The sequence below is a fragment of the Bacillus sp. K2I17 genome, assembly GCF_002209985.1.
GTDB lineage: Bacteria > Bacillota > Bacilli > Bacillales > Bacillaceae_G > Bacillus_A > Bacillus_A wiedmannii.
Window position 1 is genome coordinate 34,350 of sequence record NZ_NJGF01000010.1, and the last position, 18,148, is coordinate 52,497.

Below are 18,148 nucleotides of genomic sequence, written 5' to 3' on the forward strand. Positions count from 1 at the left end.
AAGGGTCAGTGGTACGATATTTTCCACTGACCGAAGTAATTATTCACTTTTCCATTTATATCCGACTTTATAGACAGTTTCTAAGTAATTTTCAACTGGAAATCCTTTTTTGCGTAGTTTATCACGGATATTGCGAATATGTGAATCGATTGTTCTATATTCAATGTCTGTTTCATAACCCCAAATTTTTTCGATTAAATCATCTCGGCTATAAGCACGGTTTGTATTTTGTAAAAATAGTCCAAGTAACGAAAATTCGATAGGAGTTAGTGAGATTTTTCCGTCATATACTGTGACAGTATGTTTCGTTTTATCCCACTCAATACCATTGAAGCTAACGAAGCCGTCTTTCTTTGTACGGCGTAATATAGCCTCGATTCTTGCGACTAATACATGCTCATCAAAGGGTTTTGTAATATAGTCATCCGCGCCCATAGTGAGGCCTTTCACCATATCGTAATTTTGATTACGAGCTGTTAGCATAATGATTGGAACGTTGGAAATTTGACGGATTTGATAGCAAGTATCCCATCCATCCATATTCGGCATCATTACATCTAACAAAATAATATCGAAGTCTTTTTGTTCTATTAACTTTAGTGCTTCAAGGCCAGAGGTAGCTTTCATACAAAAATAGCCACGAGGACTTAAGAACAGATCTAATAATCGTAACATACGTTCTTCATCGTCTACTAATAAAATTTTTACCATAATCTTGTGCACCCCAAACTGTTCATTCTACTTGTATAGTTTACATGAAAATGATAAAAAACTCTTTTTATGTGATTGAGTGGAAGAGTGATTTCTCGCTCAGAGTAATTGACATAAAAAATGCACTAGTTTTGCACAACTATTTTTTATAATAGAAAACGTAGCGACACAAAATACCCTATGTTGCGACATAACGTCATGTCATTTTATTTATAAAATGACAATTCCATTCTATTGTGTATGTGAGATAGAGAGGGTTTTCGTATTCACCTCGCATCGGATAAGAAAAATTTCCTATCTCACACTTTTTTTAAAAGGAGATCATACACATGAATCCAAAAGAAGAAATTTCAAAAAAAGAAAAGCAAGATCGTAATACGGTTGTCATGTGCATTACCGTATCTATGGTTATTATTATAAGTTGTGTAAATAAAATTTTGGGGATTTTATAATATAGAAAAAGCTTATTGCTTCTTAAGAAGCAATAAGCTTTTTTTCGTCATTAGGGGAATAGTTTTATATAATAAACCAAGGTAAAATTGCTAAACCAGAAGTTACAATTGCTGTAGTAAATATTAAAAGCATAGCTCGTTTGTTTTGTTTCATGTCACATTCTCCTTTATATATCAATTGAATGCTATACGTTCATTTCATGATTGGTACCTCACTAATGAAAGTGTCACTTTACCCCGCATTAATGGGCAGTAAGACTTCCATCTAAATATTTAATGGATGCGAAGAAGTTAGATGGAAGATCAACTGCCCATAAAAGCCCGATTGGTGAGGGCTAATACTCAGTGGAGGTAAAGCTTTCCACTGAGTAAAGTTTCACTTTATACTTTTAGTATAATGAATGGAAAGGTTTGGTACGATCGATAAAGGTGACATGAAGATTACATTGTTGTAATGAAAAAAGCACCTTCCTTAATAAGAAGATGCTTTTAAAAAACTATATTGAAGTATTAATCATTTAAGAACAGAACCATATGTTCCTCGTCCCAATATTGCCCGTTATGTTTTAATGAACGCTCTTGTACGCCGTAAGTTTGGAAGCCTAATGACTCATATAATTTTTTTGCGGCATCGTTACCAACTACAACATCGAGCATAAGTTGTTCTACATGTAATTTATCGGCATTTTCGATAATTGCTTTAATTAGAGCTCTTCCTGCTCCAAGGCCACGCGCTTTTGGGGAAACAAAAACGGAACCGATTTTTGCTTTATGTTCTTGTTTAATGAAAGGCTTTGTTTCTAAAGTAGAAATGCCGATTAAATCGTTATCTTTGAAGACCCCTAGAGTATACTTATCCGGATTGCTTAATCGTTTTGCCATAGCAGCTACAGGATCCTCATGTTTAAGAACATCTTCATAAGAAGAGCTAAAAGCTTCCGGGTTCTTCGTTAAACCTTCCATACAAACTTTTAAATATATTTCTGCGTCCTCTGTCGTTAATAAGCGAATTTCCATAGTTATAACCTCCTTGGTCGAAATAAATCCATTACTTCAATAAGATTGTGTATGCGTTTTGTTAACAGTCTCTTTTAATTTGTAAAAGAATGAAAAGATATATGCTACAATGTTTTGTTTTTAATATGTAATGAAATTATATATTAACTTCATTAACTATTCAAGCCTTTAATATATTACATTTTTATAACTAAAATAACTCCTCAACCGAGGAGTTATTTTAGTTATTCGATTGATAACCATCAATTCGATGTGGATGTGTGTAAATATTGCAAGATTCATTTCTAATAAATCCTACGACTGTAATGCCTAAATCGTGAGCAAGTTGTAATGCTAATTTTGTTGGAGCGGATTTAGATAGAACCATTTCACATCCGATTTTTGAAACTTTGAGTAAAATTTCGGATGAAATACGCCCGCTAAATGCGATGATTTTTCCTTTAACGGATATATCGTTGCGTAAACAATGACCATATATTTTATCTAATGCATTATGTCTTCCAATATCCATTCTTGATAGGAGGATATTGTTTCGATCACATAGCGCGGTATTGTGAACCCCACCGGTTTGGCGAAAGGTAGTGGAAGATTGTTGTAAAGTATTCATTAAGTGAAAGCATTCTTCAGGAGTAATTTTTACATGTATATCATGTAAATCTTTTGCTTTTGCTGCATCGTTAACGAAAATAAAACCTTGTCTACCTTTTCCACAGCAAGAAGTGATGTATCGTTTATTATATAAAGTTTGATAGAGTGGATTTACTTTTGATGATGTTACATGGACAATTCCGTTATCTTTTTGCACCCATAGTTCTTCAACATCTTTATAGGAAGCAATAATTCCTTCAGAAATTAAAAAACCAATTACCATATCTTCAATATAATTTGGTGTGCATACAACTGTTACATATTCTTCACCATTTAATTTAATAGTAATAGGAGATTCTGTAACAATCTCATCCAGTTGTTTTGAAAATGTACCAGATTGATAGCGTACAATTGTATAAGTCTCTTGCGTAGGCCCCATATTTAATTCCCCTTTTATATGTATGTCTCTCCCATATTTATCATAAAACAATGGGGAAATAAAAACACCTATTAGCAAGGAAATCACAGATTATTTTGGTTATTATTGTATATGTACGATATAATAGAACTGTAGAATAGTGATATTTTCAAGCTTTCGTAGTTATACCTTATAACATCTAGAATCGACTTCATAAGAAAAGTATTCGGACAGAGCGTTCAAAAATATGTACAGTAATGCGATTTTGAAAACGGATTCATAATTGTGTTGTACAGTTGGTTGTAAGGAGAGGGGAAACTATGGCAGAACAGACAGTCCATGTAACCGTGGATGGTAAAGACTTTTCCACATCGGGTGAAAAGACGATACTACAATTATTTAACGAGAGTAATTTGGAACATCCTCAAATTTGTCATGTACCAGAAGTAGATCCAATTCAAACTTGTGATACGTGTATTGTAGAAGTAAATGGGAAGTTATTACGTGCTTGTTCAACAAAATTAGAGAACGGTATGCATATTGAAAGACAGTCCCAGCGTGCAAAAGAGGCACAGACTGAGGCAATGGATCGAATATTAGAGAATCATTTATTGTATTGTACCGTTTGTGATAACAATAATGGTAACTGTAAAGTCCATAACACGGTACATATGATGGGAATTGAAGAACAGAAATATCCGTATGAGCCGAAAGTAAGTGCTTGTGAAGTGGATATGTCACATCCGTTTTATCGGTATGATCCAAATCAATGTATTGCTTGTGGACAGTGTGTAGAAGTATGTCAAAACTTACAGGTTAATGAAACTATATCGATAGACTGGAACTTAGATCGTCCACGTGTTATATGGGATCATGGTGTAAGCATAAATGACTCATCTTGTGTAAGTTGTGGGCAGTGTGTAACAGTATGTCCATGTAATGCGTTAATGGAAAAAACAATGCTAGGTGAAGCTGGGTTCATGACTGGATTAAAACCAGATGTGTTAGATCCAATGATTGATTTTGTAAAGGATGTAGAGCCTGGATATAGTAGTATTTTAGCGGTTTCAGAAGTAGAGGCTGCGATGCGTAAGACGAAAGTTAATAAAACAAAAACAGTTTGTACATTTTGTGGTGTCGGTTGTTCCTTTGAAGTATGGACAAAAGATCGCCATATATTAAAAGTGCAACCTGTTTCAGATGCACCTGTTAATGGTATTTCCACATGTGTAAAAGGTAAATTTGGATGGGACTTTGTAAATAGTGAAGATCGAATTACGAAGCCATTAATTCGCCAAGGAGATATGTTTGTTGAAGCTTCATGGGAAGAAGCATTAGAAGTTGTTGCTTCTAATATGCAGCATATTAAATCTCAATATGGCAGCGACGCATTTGGATTCATTTCTTCATCGAAAGTAACGAATGAAGAAAATTACCTTATGCAAAAACTAGCCCGACAAATATATGGAACGAATAATGTGGACAACTGTTCTCGTTATTGTCAATCTCCAGCGACAGACGGTTTATTTAAAACTGTCGGTATGGGCGGGGATGCTGGAACAGTGAAAGATATAGCTGAAGCAGGCCTTGTTATTATCGTTGGTGCGAATCCAACAGAAGGACATCCTGTACTTGCTACGAGAGTAAAACGTGCTCATAAATTACACGAGCAAAAACTGATTGTAGCAGACCTTCGTAAACATGAAATGGCAGAGCGTGCGGATCTATTTATTCATCCGCGCCAAGGAACGGATTACGTATGGCTTGCAGGTATTACGAAATATATTATTGATCAAGATTGGCACGATAAAAAGTTTTTAGCTGAAAATGTGAAGAACTTTGATGAATATAGCAAAATGTTAGAAAAGTATACGCTTGATTACACAGAAGAAATTACAGGGATTTCTAAAGCTCAGTTAAAAGAAATGGCCCGTATGGTATATGAAGCAGATGGTACTTGTATACTTTGGGGAATGGGTGTAACTCAAAATACAGGAGGAAGTACGACATCAGCAGCAATTTCAAATTTACTACTTGTTACGGGTAACTATCGTCGTCCTGGTGCAGGTGCATACCCATTAAGAGGGCATAATAACGTACAAGGTGCTTGTGATATGGCAACATTACCAAACTGGCTTCCTGGTTATCAAGCAGTATCAGATGATACGCTTCGTGCGAAATTTGAAAAAGCATACGGTACAACTATTCCGAAAGCACCAGGATTAAATAATATTGCAATGTTACTTGCAGCGGAAGAAGGAAAACTACGCGGTATGTATGTCATGGGTGAAGAAATGGCTTTAGTCGATTCAAATGCGAACCATGTGCAACATATTTTATCAAATTTAGACTTCCTCGTTGTTCAAGATATGTTCTTATCAAAAACAGCTCGTTTTGCTGATGTTATTTTACCGGCAGCACCAAGCTTAGAAAAAGAAGGAACGTTTACGAATACAGAGCGCCGTATTCAAAGATTATATGAAGTATTGAAACCGCTTGGTGATTCCAAACCAGACTGGTGGATTTTGCAAAAAGTTGCTCGTGCACTGGGCGGGGATTGGAATTACGAAAGTCCAAGTGAAATTATGGACGAAATCGCATCACTTGCACCGTTATACTCTCAAGCGACGTATGACCGTCTAGAAGGATGGAATAGTTTATGTTGGGGTAGTCATGATGGTAGCGATACACCGCTATTATATGTAGATGGATTTAACTTCCCAGATAAACTTGCTCGTTTATCATTAGATGAATGGGTACCACCGGTTGTAGCGCCAGATGAGTATGATTTACTTTTAAATAATGGTCGTATGCTAGAACATTTCCATGAAGGGAATATGACGAATAAGTCGGCTGGTATTTTATCTAAAGTATCTGAAGTATTCGTTGAAATTTCACCTGAACTCGCTATAGAGCGCAATGTAAAAGATGGTGGTCTTGTAGAATTAGCATCACCATTTGGGAAAATTAAAGTACAAGCGCTTATTACTGATCGTGTAACGGGGAAAGAGCTATATTTACCAATGCATGCAACAGTAAATGAAGAGGCAATCAATATTTTAACTGGGACGGCAACAGACCTTTATACGTGTACACCAGCATATAAACAAACGATGGTGAAAATGCGTGTGTTACGTGAAAAAGGAAATCGTCCGTTACCATCTTCAAACCCGCGAGATAAAAAGCGTAATCCGCAAAATGGTGTTGAAATCGAGCAAAAGTGGCAAAGAAAACAATACGTATCACTTGTGGACTAGGGGGCGGAGATAGTGGCGAAAGAAATTACGTTAATTAAAAAGAAAGTTGTAACAGAGGAAGAACAGAAACAGCAATTAGCAGATGAACTTCTACATGAGCTATCTAATAATCGTGAAGCAGTAGAAGAAACGATGCAGCTTTTAGCACAGTTGCAGAAGGCTGGGATATTAGATGCAGCGATTAGTTTACTTGCTGCGAAGGAAGATGTTTCAAAAATCGCTGTGGAGCAATTAAATCGTGAACCCGTTAAAAATGCACTCAACAATATGATGGGGGCGGGGGAAGCGCTATCTGCAGTTGACCCAGAAGTAACGAAGCAAATCACATCGAGTTTAGTTACTGGATTGCAATTTGCAACAGATGAATTAAATAGTGGTAAAAAAACAAAAGTGATGGATTTCTTTAAAGTGTTAAAAGATCCAGATATCAATAGAGCCATTACATTCGGTTTTAGCTTCTTGAAAGCATTTGGGCAAGGATTAGAGAAAAAATAGGGTAAATGAAAAAGTGATGGGACGTAGCCATCACTTTTTTCATTGTATGTATAAGAGTGTTCATGTTAAGCGGAATATATTATTATTAAAAAGATGGATTAGAAATGGAAATATGGAATCCATCTCAAATATCGTTTTAGAATATGGAGGAATATATGCAACACCGTAAAAGACTATCTATACCAGGAGTAATGAGACATTCCTTTCAAACTGTTAGATTTGCTTTTTGGAATGTGTTAACATTCCAACTTGCTTATAAATTGTTAGCAGCGATTGTGTTTATCCCACTTTTCGGTATTATTTTCAATAAGTTGTTGTACTTTGGTGGGTATGCAAACGCAACAAATGATGAGTTATTAGCATTTTTGAAAACACCATACGGGATTTTGGCGATTTTAATTTTATCTATATTGGCATTGTTTCTTATATTTACAGAGTTTGCAGTACTTATTATCATTTCGTACTTCGCTCATAAAAGGCAAAAGGTGAGACTACGTCCAATTTTGTATAAAACAGTAACGTATTTACCTTCCCTGTTTACATATTGCTTACCCGGATTTGTTTTGTATGCAGTTGTACTATTACCACTATTAAGTATGGGATATAAATCTGCATTGATTCCTGAAATTCAAATTCCTAATTTTATTACAGGTGAACTATTTAAGACAACAATGGGGCAAGTTGGATATTATACTTTCTTTGCTGTAGTTGCCTATTTAAATCTTCGTTGGATTTTTGTTTTACCTATTATCGTTTTAGAGAAGAAGCCGTTCCGTACGGCAGCACGAAAAAGTGCGAACTTAGTAAAAGAAAGCTTCTTTAAAGTATTGTTCTTTTTAGTAGGTTTTTTCATATCTGTAGGAATCGTCTTTCTTTTATGTGTAGGAATTTATTTACTTTGTCTGTGGGGAGTGTATGAATTTACGAACCCAGAAGGGACATTTGCACTACTAGCAGAGTCAACTATTTCAGTCTTCTTAACAAGTACATTGTACCTATTTAGCTTTATTATGACGCCGTTTTATATTATGGCGTTAACAAGATTGTATTTACAAAAGGTTGCGGTCGAAGATGTTTTATTAGAAGAAGGATTAGATTATTCGAAAACGAAAGCAGATAAATGTTTCTTCCAAAAACATCGTTGGAAATTTATTGGCGTATATATTGTAGGAATTATTACTGCTGGAATGGTTGTTGCTTTCATTGTGACCTTTATTACAAACACATATAAAGAACCAATTATTATGGCGCATCGTGGTTATATTTCAAAAGGTGTAGAGAATACGAAAGAAGCTGTGCAGGGGGCTATTGATGCGAAAGCAGACTACGCTGAAATTGATGTACTGCAAACGAAAGACGGTGAACTAGCAGTTATACATGATTTGAAGCTAAAGCGTCTTGCTAATGCTAATGTTCATGTGTCAGATTTAACGATGGATGAGTTAAGGCAGCTTACTCTTAGTCAAGACGGATTGTCAGGACAAATCAGTACACTTGATGAGATCATTAAGCTGTCAAAGAACAAAATCAAACTTAATATTGAAGTGAAGCTTCATGGTGGCGAAAAAGATTTCGTAAACAAAGTATTAAAAGTGATTAAAGATAATGAATTTGAGAAACAATGTGTCATTCAAACGCTACACTATCCGCTTATTAAAGAGTTTAAACGTGCAAATCCAAATATAAAAGTAGGATATATACTGTATGCAAGTAGAGCCAACTTAAAGAATGTGAAGGCTGATTTTTATGTAGCAGAAGAATACATGTTAAATAAGAAATTAGTAAAAGAAGCAAGAAAGTTAAACAAGCCGATTTACGTATGGACGGTAAATGATATGGAAAGTTTAAAGGGATATTATAAATTAAACGTAGATGGAATCATTACCGATTATCCTGAAGATGCACGTGAAACAATTAAGATGTTAAAAGAGCAAGAAGCGGAAGAAAGTGATCTGTTTGATAAAATTAGTGAAACAACAGATGATTTATTTTCCAAGTTATTTATAAGTTATCCAGCTGCTGGCTAAATGCTTGCAGCTGTTTTTTTATGAAAAGAATATATCCCTAAAGTATTGTACAAATTATTAACTGTATATGTATACGGAATCACTCGGGTTTCTTACATTGTTACATTATTGTCGAATAATAAGTGAATACTGCTTATTTTTAGGGAGTATAATAAAAATAGAGTGATAGATAATGAAATGGAGCGAAGATGCTAATAGAATCAATGTTTCTTATATTTACACTATTCTAAATATATAAACTTTTAAAAAATGATATGTTAGCGTTTTCATAACTTTTAAGTTATGCTAGAATAAGGACATAAGTTATTAATTATTACAAAAAGAAAAAAGACTTTCTTTTTTCTGTTAATTATAAGGGGGCATTTCATTATGCGTATTGGGGTACCAGCAGAAATTAAAAACAACGAAAACCGTGTGGCAATGACACCAGCAGGTGTTGTACATTTAATTCGTAACAATCACGAAGTATTCATTCAAAAGGGTGCAGGTCTAGGATCTGGTTTCACAGATGCTCAGTATGTTGAAGCGGGAGCAAAAATTGTTGATACGGCTGAAGAAGCTTGGAACATGGAAATGGTTATGAAAGTTAAGGAACCAGTTGAAAGCGAATACAAACACTTCAGCGAAGGTTTAATCTTATTCACATACTTACACTTAGCTCCAGAACCAGAATTAACAAAAGCATTAATCGAAAAGAAAGTTGTTTCTATTGCATATGAAACAGTACAATTAGAAAACCGTTCTCTACCATTACTTGCACCTATGAGTGAAGTAGCTGGTCGTATGGCTGCACAAATTGGTGCACAATTCCTTGAGAAAAACAAAGGCGGTAAAGGTATCTTACTTGCAGGTGTTCCAGGGGTTAAACGTGGTAAAGTAACAATCATCGGTGGTGGACAAGCTGGTACAAATGCTGCTAAAATTGCAGTTGGACTAGGTGCGGATGTAACAATCATCGACTTAAGTGCAGAACGTCTTCGTCAATTAGATGACATTTTCGGAAACCAAGTAAAAACTTTAATGTCTAATCCTTACAATATTGCAGAAGCTGTAAAAGAGTCTGATCTTGTAATCGGTGCAGTATTAATCCCAGGTGCAAAAGCGCCAAAACTTGTAACAGAAGAAATGATTCAATCAATGGAACCAGGTTCTGTTGTTGTAGATATCGCGATTGACCAAGGTGGTATTTTCGAAACAACTGACCGTATTACAACTCATGATAACCCAACTTACGAAAAACACGGCGTTGTTCATTATGCAGTTGCAAACATGCCAGGTGCGGTTCCACGTACATCAACTCTTGCATTAACAAACGTAACAGTACCATATGCAGTACAAATTGCTAACAAAGGCTATAAAGAAGCTTGCCTAGGCAACTCTGCATTACTAAAAGGTATTAACACATTAGACGGCTATGTAACATTCGAAGCAGTTGCAGAAGCTCACGGTGTAGAGTACAAAGGTGCTAAAGAATTATTAGAAGCAGAAACAGTATCTTGCTAATAGAAGCATTATACAAAACAAAATCGAACAATATATAAACCAACATGATAAGAGCTAAGAGTGAAGATCTCTTAGCTCTTCTTGGCAAAAGGGGGCATACATCGTGGCCAACCTATTTAAAAAGAAATCCGTTACGCAATTGTTAGGGGAAAGTAAAAGTAAAACTTTAACGAAAACGCTAGGGGCATTCGACCTAACAATGCTAGGGATTGGTGCGATAATCGGTACAGGAGTTCTAGTATTAACAGGATTAGTAGCAGCAAGAGATGCTGGTCCAGCAGTTATTTTTTCATTCATGATTGCAGCAATTGTTTGTGGGTTTGCAGCATTATGTTATGCAGAAGTTGCATCTACACTTCCTGTTTCAGGTAGTGTGTACACATATTCATATGCAACAATTGGTGAGTTTGTTGCCCATTTAATGGGATGGACATTGTTATCCGTATATGTCGTAACAACTGCCGCAGTAGCTGGCGGATGGACGGGTTATTTCAATAACTTAGTTAGTGGATTAGGACTTGAAATTCCTAAAGCCTTGTTAACGATTCCATCGCAAGGTGGTATGGTGAACTTACCCGCAATTATCGTTACGTTGGTGATAACTTGGTTATTATCACGAGGTACGAAAGAAAGTAAGCGTGTGAATAACATAATGGTATTAATTAAAATTGGTATTGTTGTTTTATTCATTGCAGTTGGTGTATTCTACGTGAAACCAGAAAACTGGATACCATTTGCACCGTACGGCATAAGTGGAGTTTTCGCCGGAGGAGCAGCAGTATTCTTTGCTTTCTTAGGATTTGATGCATTAGCAACTTCTGCTGAAGAAGTAAAAAATCCGCAACGTGATCTACCGATTGGTATTATTGCTTCGTTAGTTATTTGTACAATCATTTATGTTGTAGTTTGTCTCGTTATGACAGGTATGGTTTCTTATAAGGAATTAGATGTACCTGAAGCTATGGCATATGTGTTAGAAGTTGTAGGACAAGATAAAGTGGCTGGTGTAATTGCTATTGGAGCTGTAATCGGAATTATGGCTGTAATTTTCGCTTACATTTATGCAACAACTCGTGTATTCTTCGCAATGAGCCGTGACGGTTTATTGCCAAAATCTTTCGCGAAAATTAACAAGAAGACTGAAGCTCCAACATTTTCAGTTTGGTTAACAGGAATTGGTAGTGCTTTAATTGCTGGATTTATCGATTTAAAAGAATTGTCGAATTTAGCGAATATTGGAGCGTTATTAACATTCGCCATGGTTGGTGTAACTGTTATCATTCTTCGTAAAACGCATCCGAAATTACAACGTGGATTTATGGTACCACTTGTACCGATCTTACCGATTATTTCAGTTGCATGTTGTCTATTCTTAATGGTAAATTTACCATTAAAAACATGGATATACTTCGGTGTTTGGTTAGCAATCGGAGTAGTTGTATACTTTGTTTATTCGAAAAAACATAGTCATTTAAAAGACGATGGAAGTTCGCAGGATAATTTAGAACAAGCTAATTAAAAGGGATATAAGTATAGTAAGCCTTGTGCGTCTAGGGAGCGCGCAAGGCTTTTTTCTTTTGTGCAAAATGTACATCCTTTTTTGTATGAGAATGTAATGGATGTGGAAAATATGTGTAAGCCTTATTAAAATATGAACAAAATGTTCGGAAAAATGTATGAGATTTCATTGACACATATGAATGGACGCTCATATAATAAGAGTATAAGATATATGAATGATTGTTCATATGTTCAAATGAAGAGGTGAGCTATAATGGCTGGAAATAAAGTAGAAACACCACAAGAGACATGTTCTCAAACGATAATTCATGAAGAAGTTGTTGATCAAGTAAAACAAACAATTCCAACTGATGAAAGTTTAAGTAAAGTAGCAGAACTATTTAAAGTATTAGGTGATCGTACACGTACGAGAATATTACATGCGTTATTTGAAGCAGAAATGTGTGTGTGTGATTTAGCGTATTTATTAGGAATGACACAATCATCTATTTCACATCAGCTTCGTGTGTTAAAGCAAGCGAAACTTGTAAAGAATCGTAAAGAAGGAAAGGTCGTTTATTATTCGTTAGCTGACCAGCACGTAATTCATATCTTCGAGCAAGCGTTTGAACACGTAAACGAGGAAGAATAAAAAGAACGCGAGGAGGGAGAACGATGGCTGAAGCATTAGTGAAAAAGAAACTGGTGTTAGAAGGTTTAGATTGTGCGAACTGTGCAATGAAAATTGAAAAAGGCGTTGGGAATATAGAAGGAGTAAATTCTTGTTCTGTAAATTTCGCGACAAAAACAATGGTTTTAGAAACAGCACAAAATAAAGAAAGCGAAGTTGTTACAGAAGCAAAACAACTCGTTACAAAATTAGAACCGCACATTAAAGTACAAGAAGAAAACAACACAAAAGTAGCGAAAGAAGTATTTATATTAGAAGGTTTAGATTGCGCAAACTGTGCGATGAAGATTGAAAATAAAGTGAAAGAAATGCCCACTGTTTCAGCAGCAACTGTTGATTTCGTATCAAAGAAATTAAGAGTTGAAGTAGCGAATAAAAGAGAATTAGAAGCGACTATAGCAAATATAACAAATGTCGTTCAAAAGTTAGAACCAGATGTAAAAGTTGTTCGTGAAGAAAAAGGTGGTCATGACCACGGACATAGTCACGACCATGGTGAAGCAAATGTGAAAAAGATGGTAGGACGATTAGTGGTCGGCGGAATTTTGACAGCAATTGCTGCATTAGCTGGCTTACCACAAATGATAACAATTCCGTTATTCGTCCTTGCGTATTTATTAATAGGCGGAGATATCGTTTGGAGAGCGGTAAGAAACATAACTCGCGGCCAAGTGTTCGATGAGAACTTCTTAATGGCAATTGCAACACTAGGAGCTTTTGCGATTCAACAATATTCAGAAGCTGTTGCGGTAATGCTATTCTATCAAGTAGGGGAACTATTCCAAAGTATTGCGGTCAATCGCTCCCGAAAGTCAATTACTTCATTAATGGATATCCGTCCTGATTATGCGAATGTGAAGGTTGGAAATGAAACGAAACAAGTATCACCAGAAGATGTACAAATCGGCGATTATATTATCGTGAAGCCTGGTGAGAAAGTACCATTAGACGGAAAAGTAGTTGAAGGAACATCAATGGTAGATACTTCAGCATTGACTGGTGAATCTGTACCACGTGAAGTCGAAGTTGGAAATGATGTATTAAGTGGTTTTGTGAACCAAAATGGCGTATTAACAATTGAAGTTACAAAAGAATTTGGTGAATCAACTGTATCAAAAATTTTAGATTTAGTTCAAAATGCAAGCAGTAAAAAAGCGCCAACAGAAAACTTTATTACGAAGTTCGCGCGTTACTACACTCCGGTTGTAGTTATTACAGCAGCGATCATGGCGTTTATTCCACCACTTATTTTAGAAGGAGCTACATTCTCAGAATGGATTTATAGAGCTTTAGTGTTCTTAGTAATCTCTTGTCCATGTGCGTTAGTTGTATCTATTCCTCTTGGATTCTTTGGAGGAATTGGTGGTGCATCTAAAAGTGGTGTGTTAATAAAAGGAAGTAACTATTTAGAAGCTTTAAATGATGTGAAATATATTGTTTTTGATAAAACAGGAACATTAACAAAAGGTGTCTTCAAAGTTACAAAAATGGAACCAAGCGAAGGTATTACGAATGAAGAATTATTAGAGTATGCAACATTTGCTGAAGTGTATTCTAATCATCCAATTGCACAATCTATTCGAAAAGCATACGGAAAATCAATTGATGAAAAAATAATCGATGAGTATAGCGAAATTTCTGGTCACGGTACAGTCGTAAAAGTACAAGGAAAAGAAATTTTTGCAGGTAATGCTAAATTAATGAAAAAAGAAAACATTACATTTAAGCAACCAGAAACGGTAGGTACATTAGTTCACGTTGCTGTAGATGGGGAATATGCAGGTTATATCGTTATCTCTGATGAGGTAAAAGAAGATTCAAAACAAGCAATTCAAAAATTAAAAGAACTAGGTATTAAGAAGACAGTCATGTTAACGGGTGATGCAAAATCCGTTGGTGAAGCTGTTGGTAAAGAATTAGGTTTAGATGAAGTTCACGCAGAACTATTACCGCAACAAAAAGTCGAAGAGATTGAAAAAATTGATGCGGCGAAGAACGGAAAAGAAAAAGTTGCTTTCGTTGGTGATGGTATTAATGACACACCGGTATTAGCAAGAGCAGATGTTGGTATTGCGATGGGTGGTTTAGGATCAGATGCAGCGATTGAGGCGGCAGACATTGTTATTATGACTGATGAGCCTTCAAAAATTGCAACAGCCTTAAATATTGCAAAACGCACACGACGCATTGTATGGCAGAATATCATCTTTGCATTAGGGGTAAAAGGATTAGTTTTATTACTTGGTGCTTTTGGTATTGCAACAATGTGGGAAGCTGTCTTCTCAGATGTTGGTGTGACACTACTTGCAGTGTTAAATGCAATGCGTGTACTACGAGTGAAAGATTTATAAAAAAGAGGACGCAACCTGCGTCCTCTTTTTTAGGTTATTTTGTTGAAATTGCCTCAATAAAATAATAACAAATATTATTTTGTAAATAAATAACGTAATATTAAAATTTACAAATAAAAAATATTTGTCGTACTATTTTAATATATTTTCCACAAAGATACATATCGTATTGAAAAAACAGAGAAGGAAAAGCTTCTCTGTTTTATTTTTGTATATTTTTTTCAACTTGTTCTCGAACAGTTTGAATGTAATTCATTTTATGATCCCAACATTCTTGACTTAAATCGACAGGGTACTCTTCGGGATTTAAAGTTCGCATATATTCTTCCCAAAATAGTGCGAGACTCTGTTCATTATATTTTTGAATATCTAATATACCTGGTAGTTCATATGTTCTTTCGCCGTTAATGAAAATGTCTTTATGCAGTTCGCGTGCTTCAAAGTTTGTTACAAATTTACTTATATACGTGTGAACAGGATGAAACATTTTTAAACGTTCTTCTTTTCCTGGCTCTTCAGAATCTAATGCAATATAATCGCCTTCTGCATGATCGTTAACTCGATTGATAATGCGATAAATTCGTTTCAGTCCTGGAGTGGTAATTTTTTCAGGGTTAGATGAAATTTTAATTGTATCATTTAACTTTCCATCAGTATCTTCAATCGCAACTAGTTTATAGACAGCCCCTAACGCTGGTTGTTCAAAGGACGTAATTAATTTTGTTCCAACGCCCCATACATCAATTTTTGCGCCTTGAGATTTCAAGTGCATAATTGTGTATTCATCTAAATCGCTAGAAGCAATAATTTTTGTGTTTGTAAACCCAGCTTCATCTAGTAGTTTTCTTGCCTTTTTAGATAAATAAGCCATATCACCACTATCAAGGCGAATTCCATAAAAATCGATACGATCCCCAAACTCTTTCGCGACGCGAATCGCATTTGGAACACCTGATTTTAAAGTGTCGTATGTATCAACGAGAAAGACACATTTTTTATGAGTTTCAGCGTATTTCTTAAACGCGACATATTCATCGCGATACGCTTGAACGAAAGAGTGAGCGTGTGTGCCTGCTACAGGTATTCCGAAGCGCTTCCCAGCTCGTACGTTACTCGTAGATGAGAAACCACCAATAAAGGCAGCTCGTGTGCCCCAAAGAGCTGCATCAAACTCGTGGGCACGTCTTGTACCAAATTCTAAAAGTTCATCATTATTTGCAGCGTGCTTCATACGAGCAGCTTTTGTTGCAATTAATGTTTGGTAATTCACAATGTTTAACAGGGCAGTTTCAATAATTTGTGCTTCGCCGAGCGGTGCATCAACACGTAATAAAGGCTCGTTATTAAATACAACTTCACCTTCTTGCATACTTCGAACGGTCCCAGTGAATTTCATATTTTGTAAATAATGAAGGAATTCTTCTTCAAATTGTAATTCTGCTAAATAAGCGATATCGCTTTCGGTAAAGCTGAAGTTTTCTATGTACTCTACAATCTTTTCAAGGCCAGCAAAAACAGCATAACCGTTCTCGAATGGAAGCTTTCGAAAGTATAAATCAAACACCGAGCGGCGATTATGAATACCATCTTTCCAATATGTATAAGCCATATTAATTTGATATAAATCTGTATGTAAGGCATAGCTATCGTCTTTATAATAAGTCATCGCGAAAACACCTCCATAATTTGGTTATAGTATACCAATTTTTCATCGCTCGTAGCAAAGAATGGATATGAAAGTGTAGTCAAGAGGGAAAAAAATGAAATAATGCATATTTTTTAGAAAATTAACATTTATCAATTTATATTTCTCAAGATTTTATGTATTATTAGAGTAATGGGGGTAATGAGAATGGAGGAGGACAATGCAACAAACATTAGAAAAAATAGGCAAACAAGTCTTTTATAAACGGCTACAGCAAAAAATGACACAAGAAGAATTATGTCAGGGCATTTGTTCTGTCTCATACTTAAGTAAAATCGAAAATGGAAAGATCGAGGCATCAGAAGAAATTCTACAATTGCTCTGCACAAGGTTAGAAATTGCCGTGACGGATTTGAGAGATGTAGAAGAAGATGTGAAGGGGAAGCTAGATGAATGGTTGAATGCACTAGTTCATTTGGACAAGCCGCAAGTAGAACGCATATATGAAGAGTTGCAAGGTGAAATGAAGCATGTTTTGGATTTTGAAATTATAAATTATTATAAACTGCTGTATACGCGTTATTTAATTATGAAACGAGATTTTCTGGCTGTTGAAGAAGAATTAGAGAGATTAAAAAAGATGTACAAAAAGTATTCGCCATTTCAGAAATTATTATATACGTATAGTAAAGGTCTATATTATTTTTTACAGCATAAATATAAAACGGCCTTAGATTATTTAGTTCAAACTGAAGTGATGGCGAAAGAACAAGGCTATTATGAAACTGGAATCTATTATAATTTAGCTCTTGTTTATAATGAATTAGAAATAGAACATATGGCTTTACATTTTGCTCATTTAGCTATGGAAGGCTTTAAGAATGAATATAAATTTCGTCATGTGATTAATTGCCAGTTATTGATAGGGTTAAGTTATATACAGAAAAAACAATATAACGAAGCTTTAGGAATTTATAGAAATATTTTAAGAGAGGCTAATTCTTTTGCGGATAAAGATAACATAACAGCGATTGCTCTAAATAACATGGGGTATTTACATTACCATTTAAAGGATTATGCAAAAGCGAAAGAGTATTATTTACAATGTTTACAATACAAGAAGGAAGAAGATTTAGATTATATTGATGCTGTATATGAGATTGCATTGCAATGTATTGAATTGAAGGAATTTGAAGAAGTAAAAGAGTGGATTAATAAAGGGATAGAAGTTGCGAAAAGAGATGAGAAGTATAAAAGTATGTTATATACACTTTTAATACTTCAATATAAATATTTTGAAGAGAAGGGGGTGTATAAAAAGTTTTTAGAAACAGAAGCTTTAACATTTTTTAAGCAAGAGGAAAATAAAAAAGATTTAAAAAAGGTATATTTAGAATTAGCAAAATATCATGAAGAAGTATTAGAATTCCAAGAAAGTAATCGGTATTATAGACTAACTATTAATTTATTAGAAGAAAAGGGAGGAAGATGAA

At 35.2% G+C, this 18,148-nt stretch carries 13 protein-coding genes; 9 read left to right on the forward strand and 4 right to left on the reverse strand.

The genetic code is table 11. The features are described from left to right. Positions 1 to 39 precede the first annotated feature (39 nt). A complete protein-coding gene (locus CER22_RS13900) occupies positions 40 to 711 on the reverse strand; it encodes a response regulator transcription factor (protein WP_088121252.1) in 672 nt (223 codons plus the stop codon). Positions 712 to 1,040: 329 nt separating this feature from the next. Here CER22_RS13900 and CER22_RS33655 point away from each other — a divergent pair, with 329 nt between their 5' ends. Further along, a complete protein-coding gene (locus CER22_RS33655) occupies positions 1,041 to 1,163 on the forward strand; it encodes a hypothetical protein (RefSeq protein ID WP_080492832.1) in 123 nt (40 codons plus the stop codon). A gap of 510 nt (positions 1,164 to 1,673) precedes the next feature. Here CER22_RS33655 and CER22_RS13910 read toward each other — a convergent pair. After that, positions 1,674 to 2,180 carry a GNAT family N-acetyltransferase gene (locus CER22_RS13910; RefSeq protein ID WP_000405878.1) on the reverse strand — a complete coding sequence of 169 codons (507 nt, stop codon included), beginning with the start codon at positions 2,178 to 2,180 and terminating at the stop codon, positions 1,674 to 1,676. A gap of 220 nt (positions 2,181 to 2,400) precedes the next feature. Beyond that, the gene (fdhD, locus tag CER22_RS13915) at positions 2,401 to 3,207 is read right to left on the reverse strand and encodes a formate dehydrogenase accessory sulfurtransferase FdhD (RefSeq protein ID WP_088608954.1); all 807 of its coding nucleotides are present in this window, start codon (positions 3,205 to 3,207) and stop codon (positions 2,401 to 2,403) included. A 299-nt stretch (positions 3,208 to 3,506) separates the two neighbouring features. Between fdhD and fdhF the strand changes: the two genes are divergently transcribed. From fdhF to CER22_RS13950, 7 genes are all read left to right on the forward strand, one after another. Next, positions 3,507 to 6,443: a formate dehydrogenase subunit alpha gene (gene fdhF / locus CER22_RS13920; protein ID WP_088608955.1), complete on the forward strand. Its 2,937-nt coding sequence runs from the start codon at positions 3,507 to 3,509 to the stop codon at positions 6,441 to 6,443. A 12-nt stretch (positions 6,444 to 6,455) separates the two neighbouring features. Continuing rightward, complete coding sequence (locus tag CER22_RS13925; RefSeq protein ID WP_048541641.1) at positions 6,456 to 6,938, forward strand: DUF1641 domain-containing protein; 483 nt, start codon at positions 6,456 to 6,458, stop codon at positions 6,936 to 6,938. Between the two features lie 155 nt (positions 6,939 to 7,093). Next, on the forward strand, positions 7,094 to 8,965 hold the full coding sequence (locus CER22_RS13930) for a glycerophosphoryl diester phosphodiesterase membrane domain-containing protein (RefSeq protein ID WP_088061797.1): 1,872 nt from the start codon (positions 7,094 to 7,096) through the stop codon (positions 8,963 to 8,965). 369 nt (positions 8,966 to 9,334) lie between these two features. After that, positions 9,335 to 10,468 (forward strand): alanine dehydrogenase, encoded by a 1,134-nt coding sequence (gene ald, locus CER22_RS13935; RefSeq protein ID WP_088061799.1) that lies wholly within the window; start codon positions 9,335 to 9,337, stop codon positions 10,466 to 10,468. 103 nt (positions 10,469 to 10,571) lie between these two features. Further along, the gene (locus CER22_RS13940) at positions 10,572 to 11,987 is read left to right on the forward strand and encodes an amino acid permease (RefSeq protein ID WP_048541647.1); all 1,416 of its coding nucleotides are present in this window, start codon (positions 10,572 to 10,574) and stop codon (positions 11,985 to 11,987) included. Between the two features lie 255 nt (positions 11,988 to 12,242). Further along, entirely contained in the window at positions 12,243 to 12,620 is a 378-nt protein-coding gene (locus tag CER22_RS13945) for an ArsR/SmtB family transcription factor (protein WP_000918377.1), read from the forward strand. A 23-nt stretch (positions 12,621 to 12,643) separates the two neighbouring features. Further along, entirely contained in the window at positions 12,644 to 15,010 is a 2,367-nt protein-coding gene (locus tag CER22_RS13950; protein ID WP_048541649.1) for a heavy metal translocating P-type ATPase, read from the forward strand. A 202-nt stretch (positions 15,011 to 15,212) separates the two neighbouring features. Here CER22_RS13950 and CER22_RS13955 read toward each other — a convergent pair whose 3' ends face one another. Continuing rightward, positions 15,213 to 16,676: a nicotinate phosphoribosyltransferase gene (locus CER22_RS13955; protein ID WP_048541651.1), complete on the reverse strand. Its 1,464-nt coding sequence runs from the start codon at positions 16,674 to 16,676 to the stop codon at positions 15,213 to 15,215. A 199-nt stretch (positions 16,677 to 16,875) separates the two neighbouring features. On the opposite strand from CER22_RS13955, the gene CER22_RS13960 reads away from it, so the two are divergent. Then, on the forward strand, positions 16,876 to 18,147 hold the full coding sequence (locus tag CER22_RS13960) for a helix-turn-helix domain-containing protein (RefSeq protein ID WP_088061805.1): 1,272 nt from the start codon (positions 16,876 to 16,878) through the stop codon (positions 18,145 to 18,147). The last annotated feature ends 1 nt before the right edge of the window (position 18,148 follow it).

What these genes read in the sequence shown, in the direction of transcription:
- ald (WP_088061799.1), top strand. Translation starts at nt 9,335, where the DNA reads ATGCGTATTGGGGTACCAGCAGAAATTAAAAACAACGAAAACCGTGTG.
- CER22_RS13945 (WP_000918377.1), top strand. Translation starts at nt 12,243, where the DNA reads ATGGCTGGAAATAAAGTAGAAACACCACAAGAGACATGTTCTCAAACG.
- CER22_RS13960 (WP_088061805.1), top strand. Translation starts at nt 16,876, where the DNA reads ATGCAACAAACATTAGAAAAAATAGGCAAACAAGTCTTTTATAAACGG.
- fdhF (WP_088608955.1), top strand. Translation starts at nt 3,507, where the DNA reads ATGGCAGAACAGACAGTCCATGTAACCGTGGATGGTAAAGACTTTTCC.
- CER22_RS33655 (WP_080492832.1), top strand. Translation starts at nt 1,041, where the DNA reads ATGAATCCAAAAGAAGAAATTTCAAAAAAAGAAAAGCAAGATCGTAAT.
- CER22_RS13955 (WP_048541651.1), bottom strand. Translation starts at nt 16,676, where the DNA reads ATGACTTATTATAAAGACGATAGCTATGCCTTACATACAGATTTATAT.
- fdhD (WP_088608954.1), bottom strand. Translation starts at nt 3,207, where the DNA reads ATGGGGCCTACGCAAGAGACTTATACAATTGTACGCTATCAATCTGGT.
- CER22_RS13910 (WP_000405878.1), bottom strand. Translation starts at nt 2,180, where the DNA reads ATGGAAATTCGCTTATTAACGACAGAGGACGCAGAAATATATTTAAAA.
- CER22_RS13900 (WP_088121252.1), bottom strand. Translation starts at nt 711, where the DNA reads ATGGTAAAAATTTTATTAGTAGACGATGAAGAACGTATGTTACGATTA.
- CER22_RS13930 (WP_088061797.1), top strand. Translation starts at nt 7,094, where the DNA reads ATGCAACACCGTAAAAGACTATCTATACCAGGAGTAATGAGACATTCC.
- CER22_RS13950 (WP_048541649.1), top strand. Translation starts at nt 12,644, where the DNA reads ATGGCTGAAGCATTAGTGAAAAAGAAACTGGTGTTAGAAGGTTTAGAT.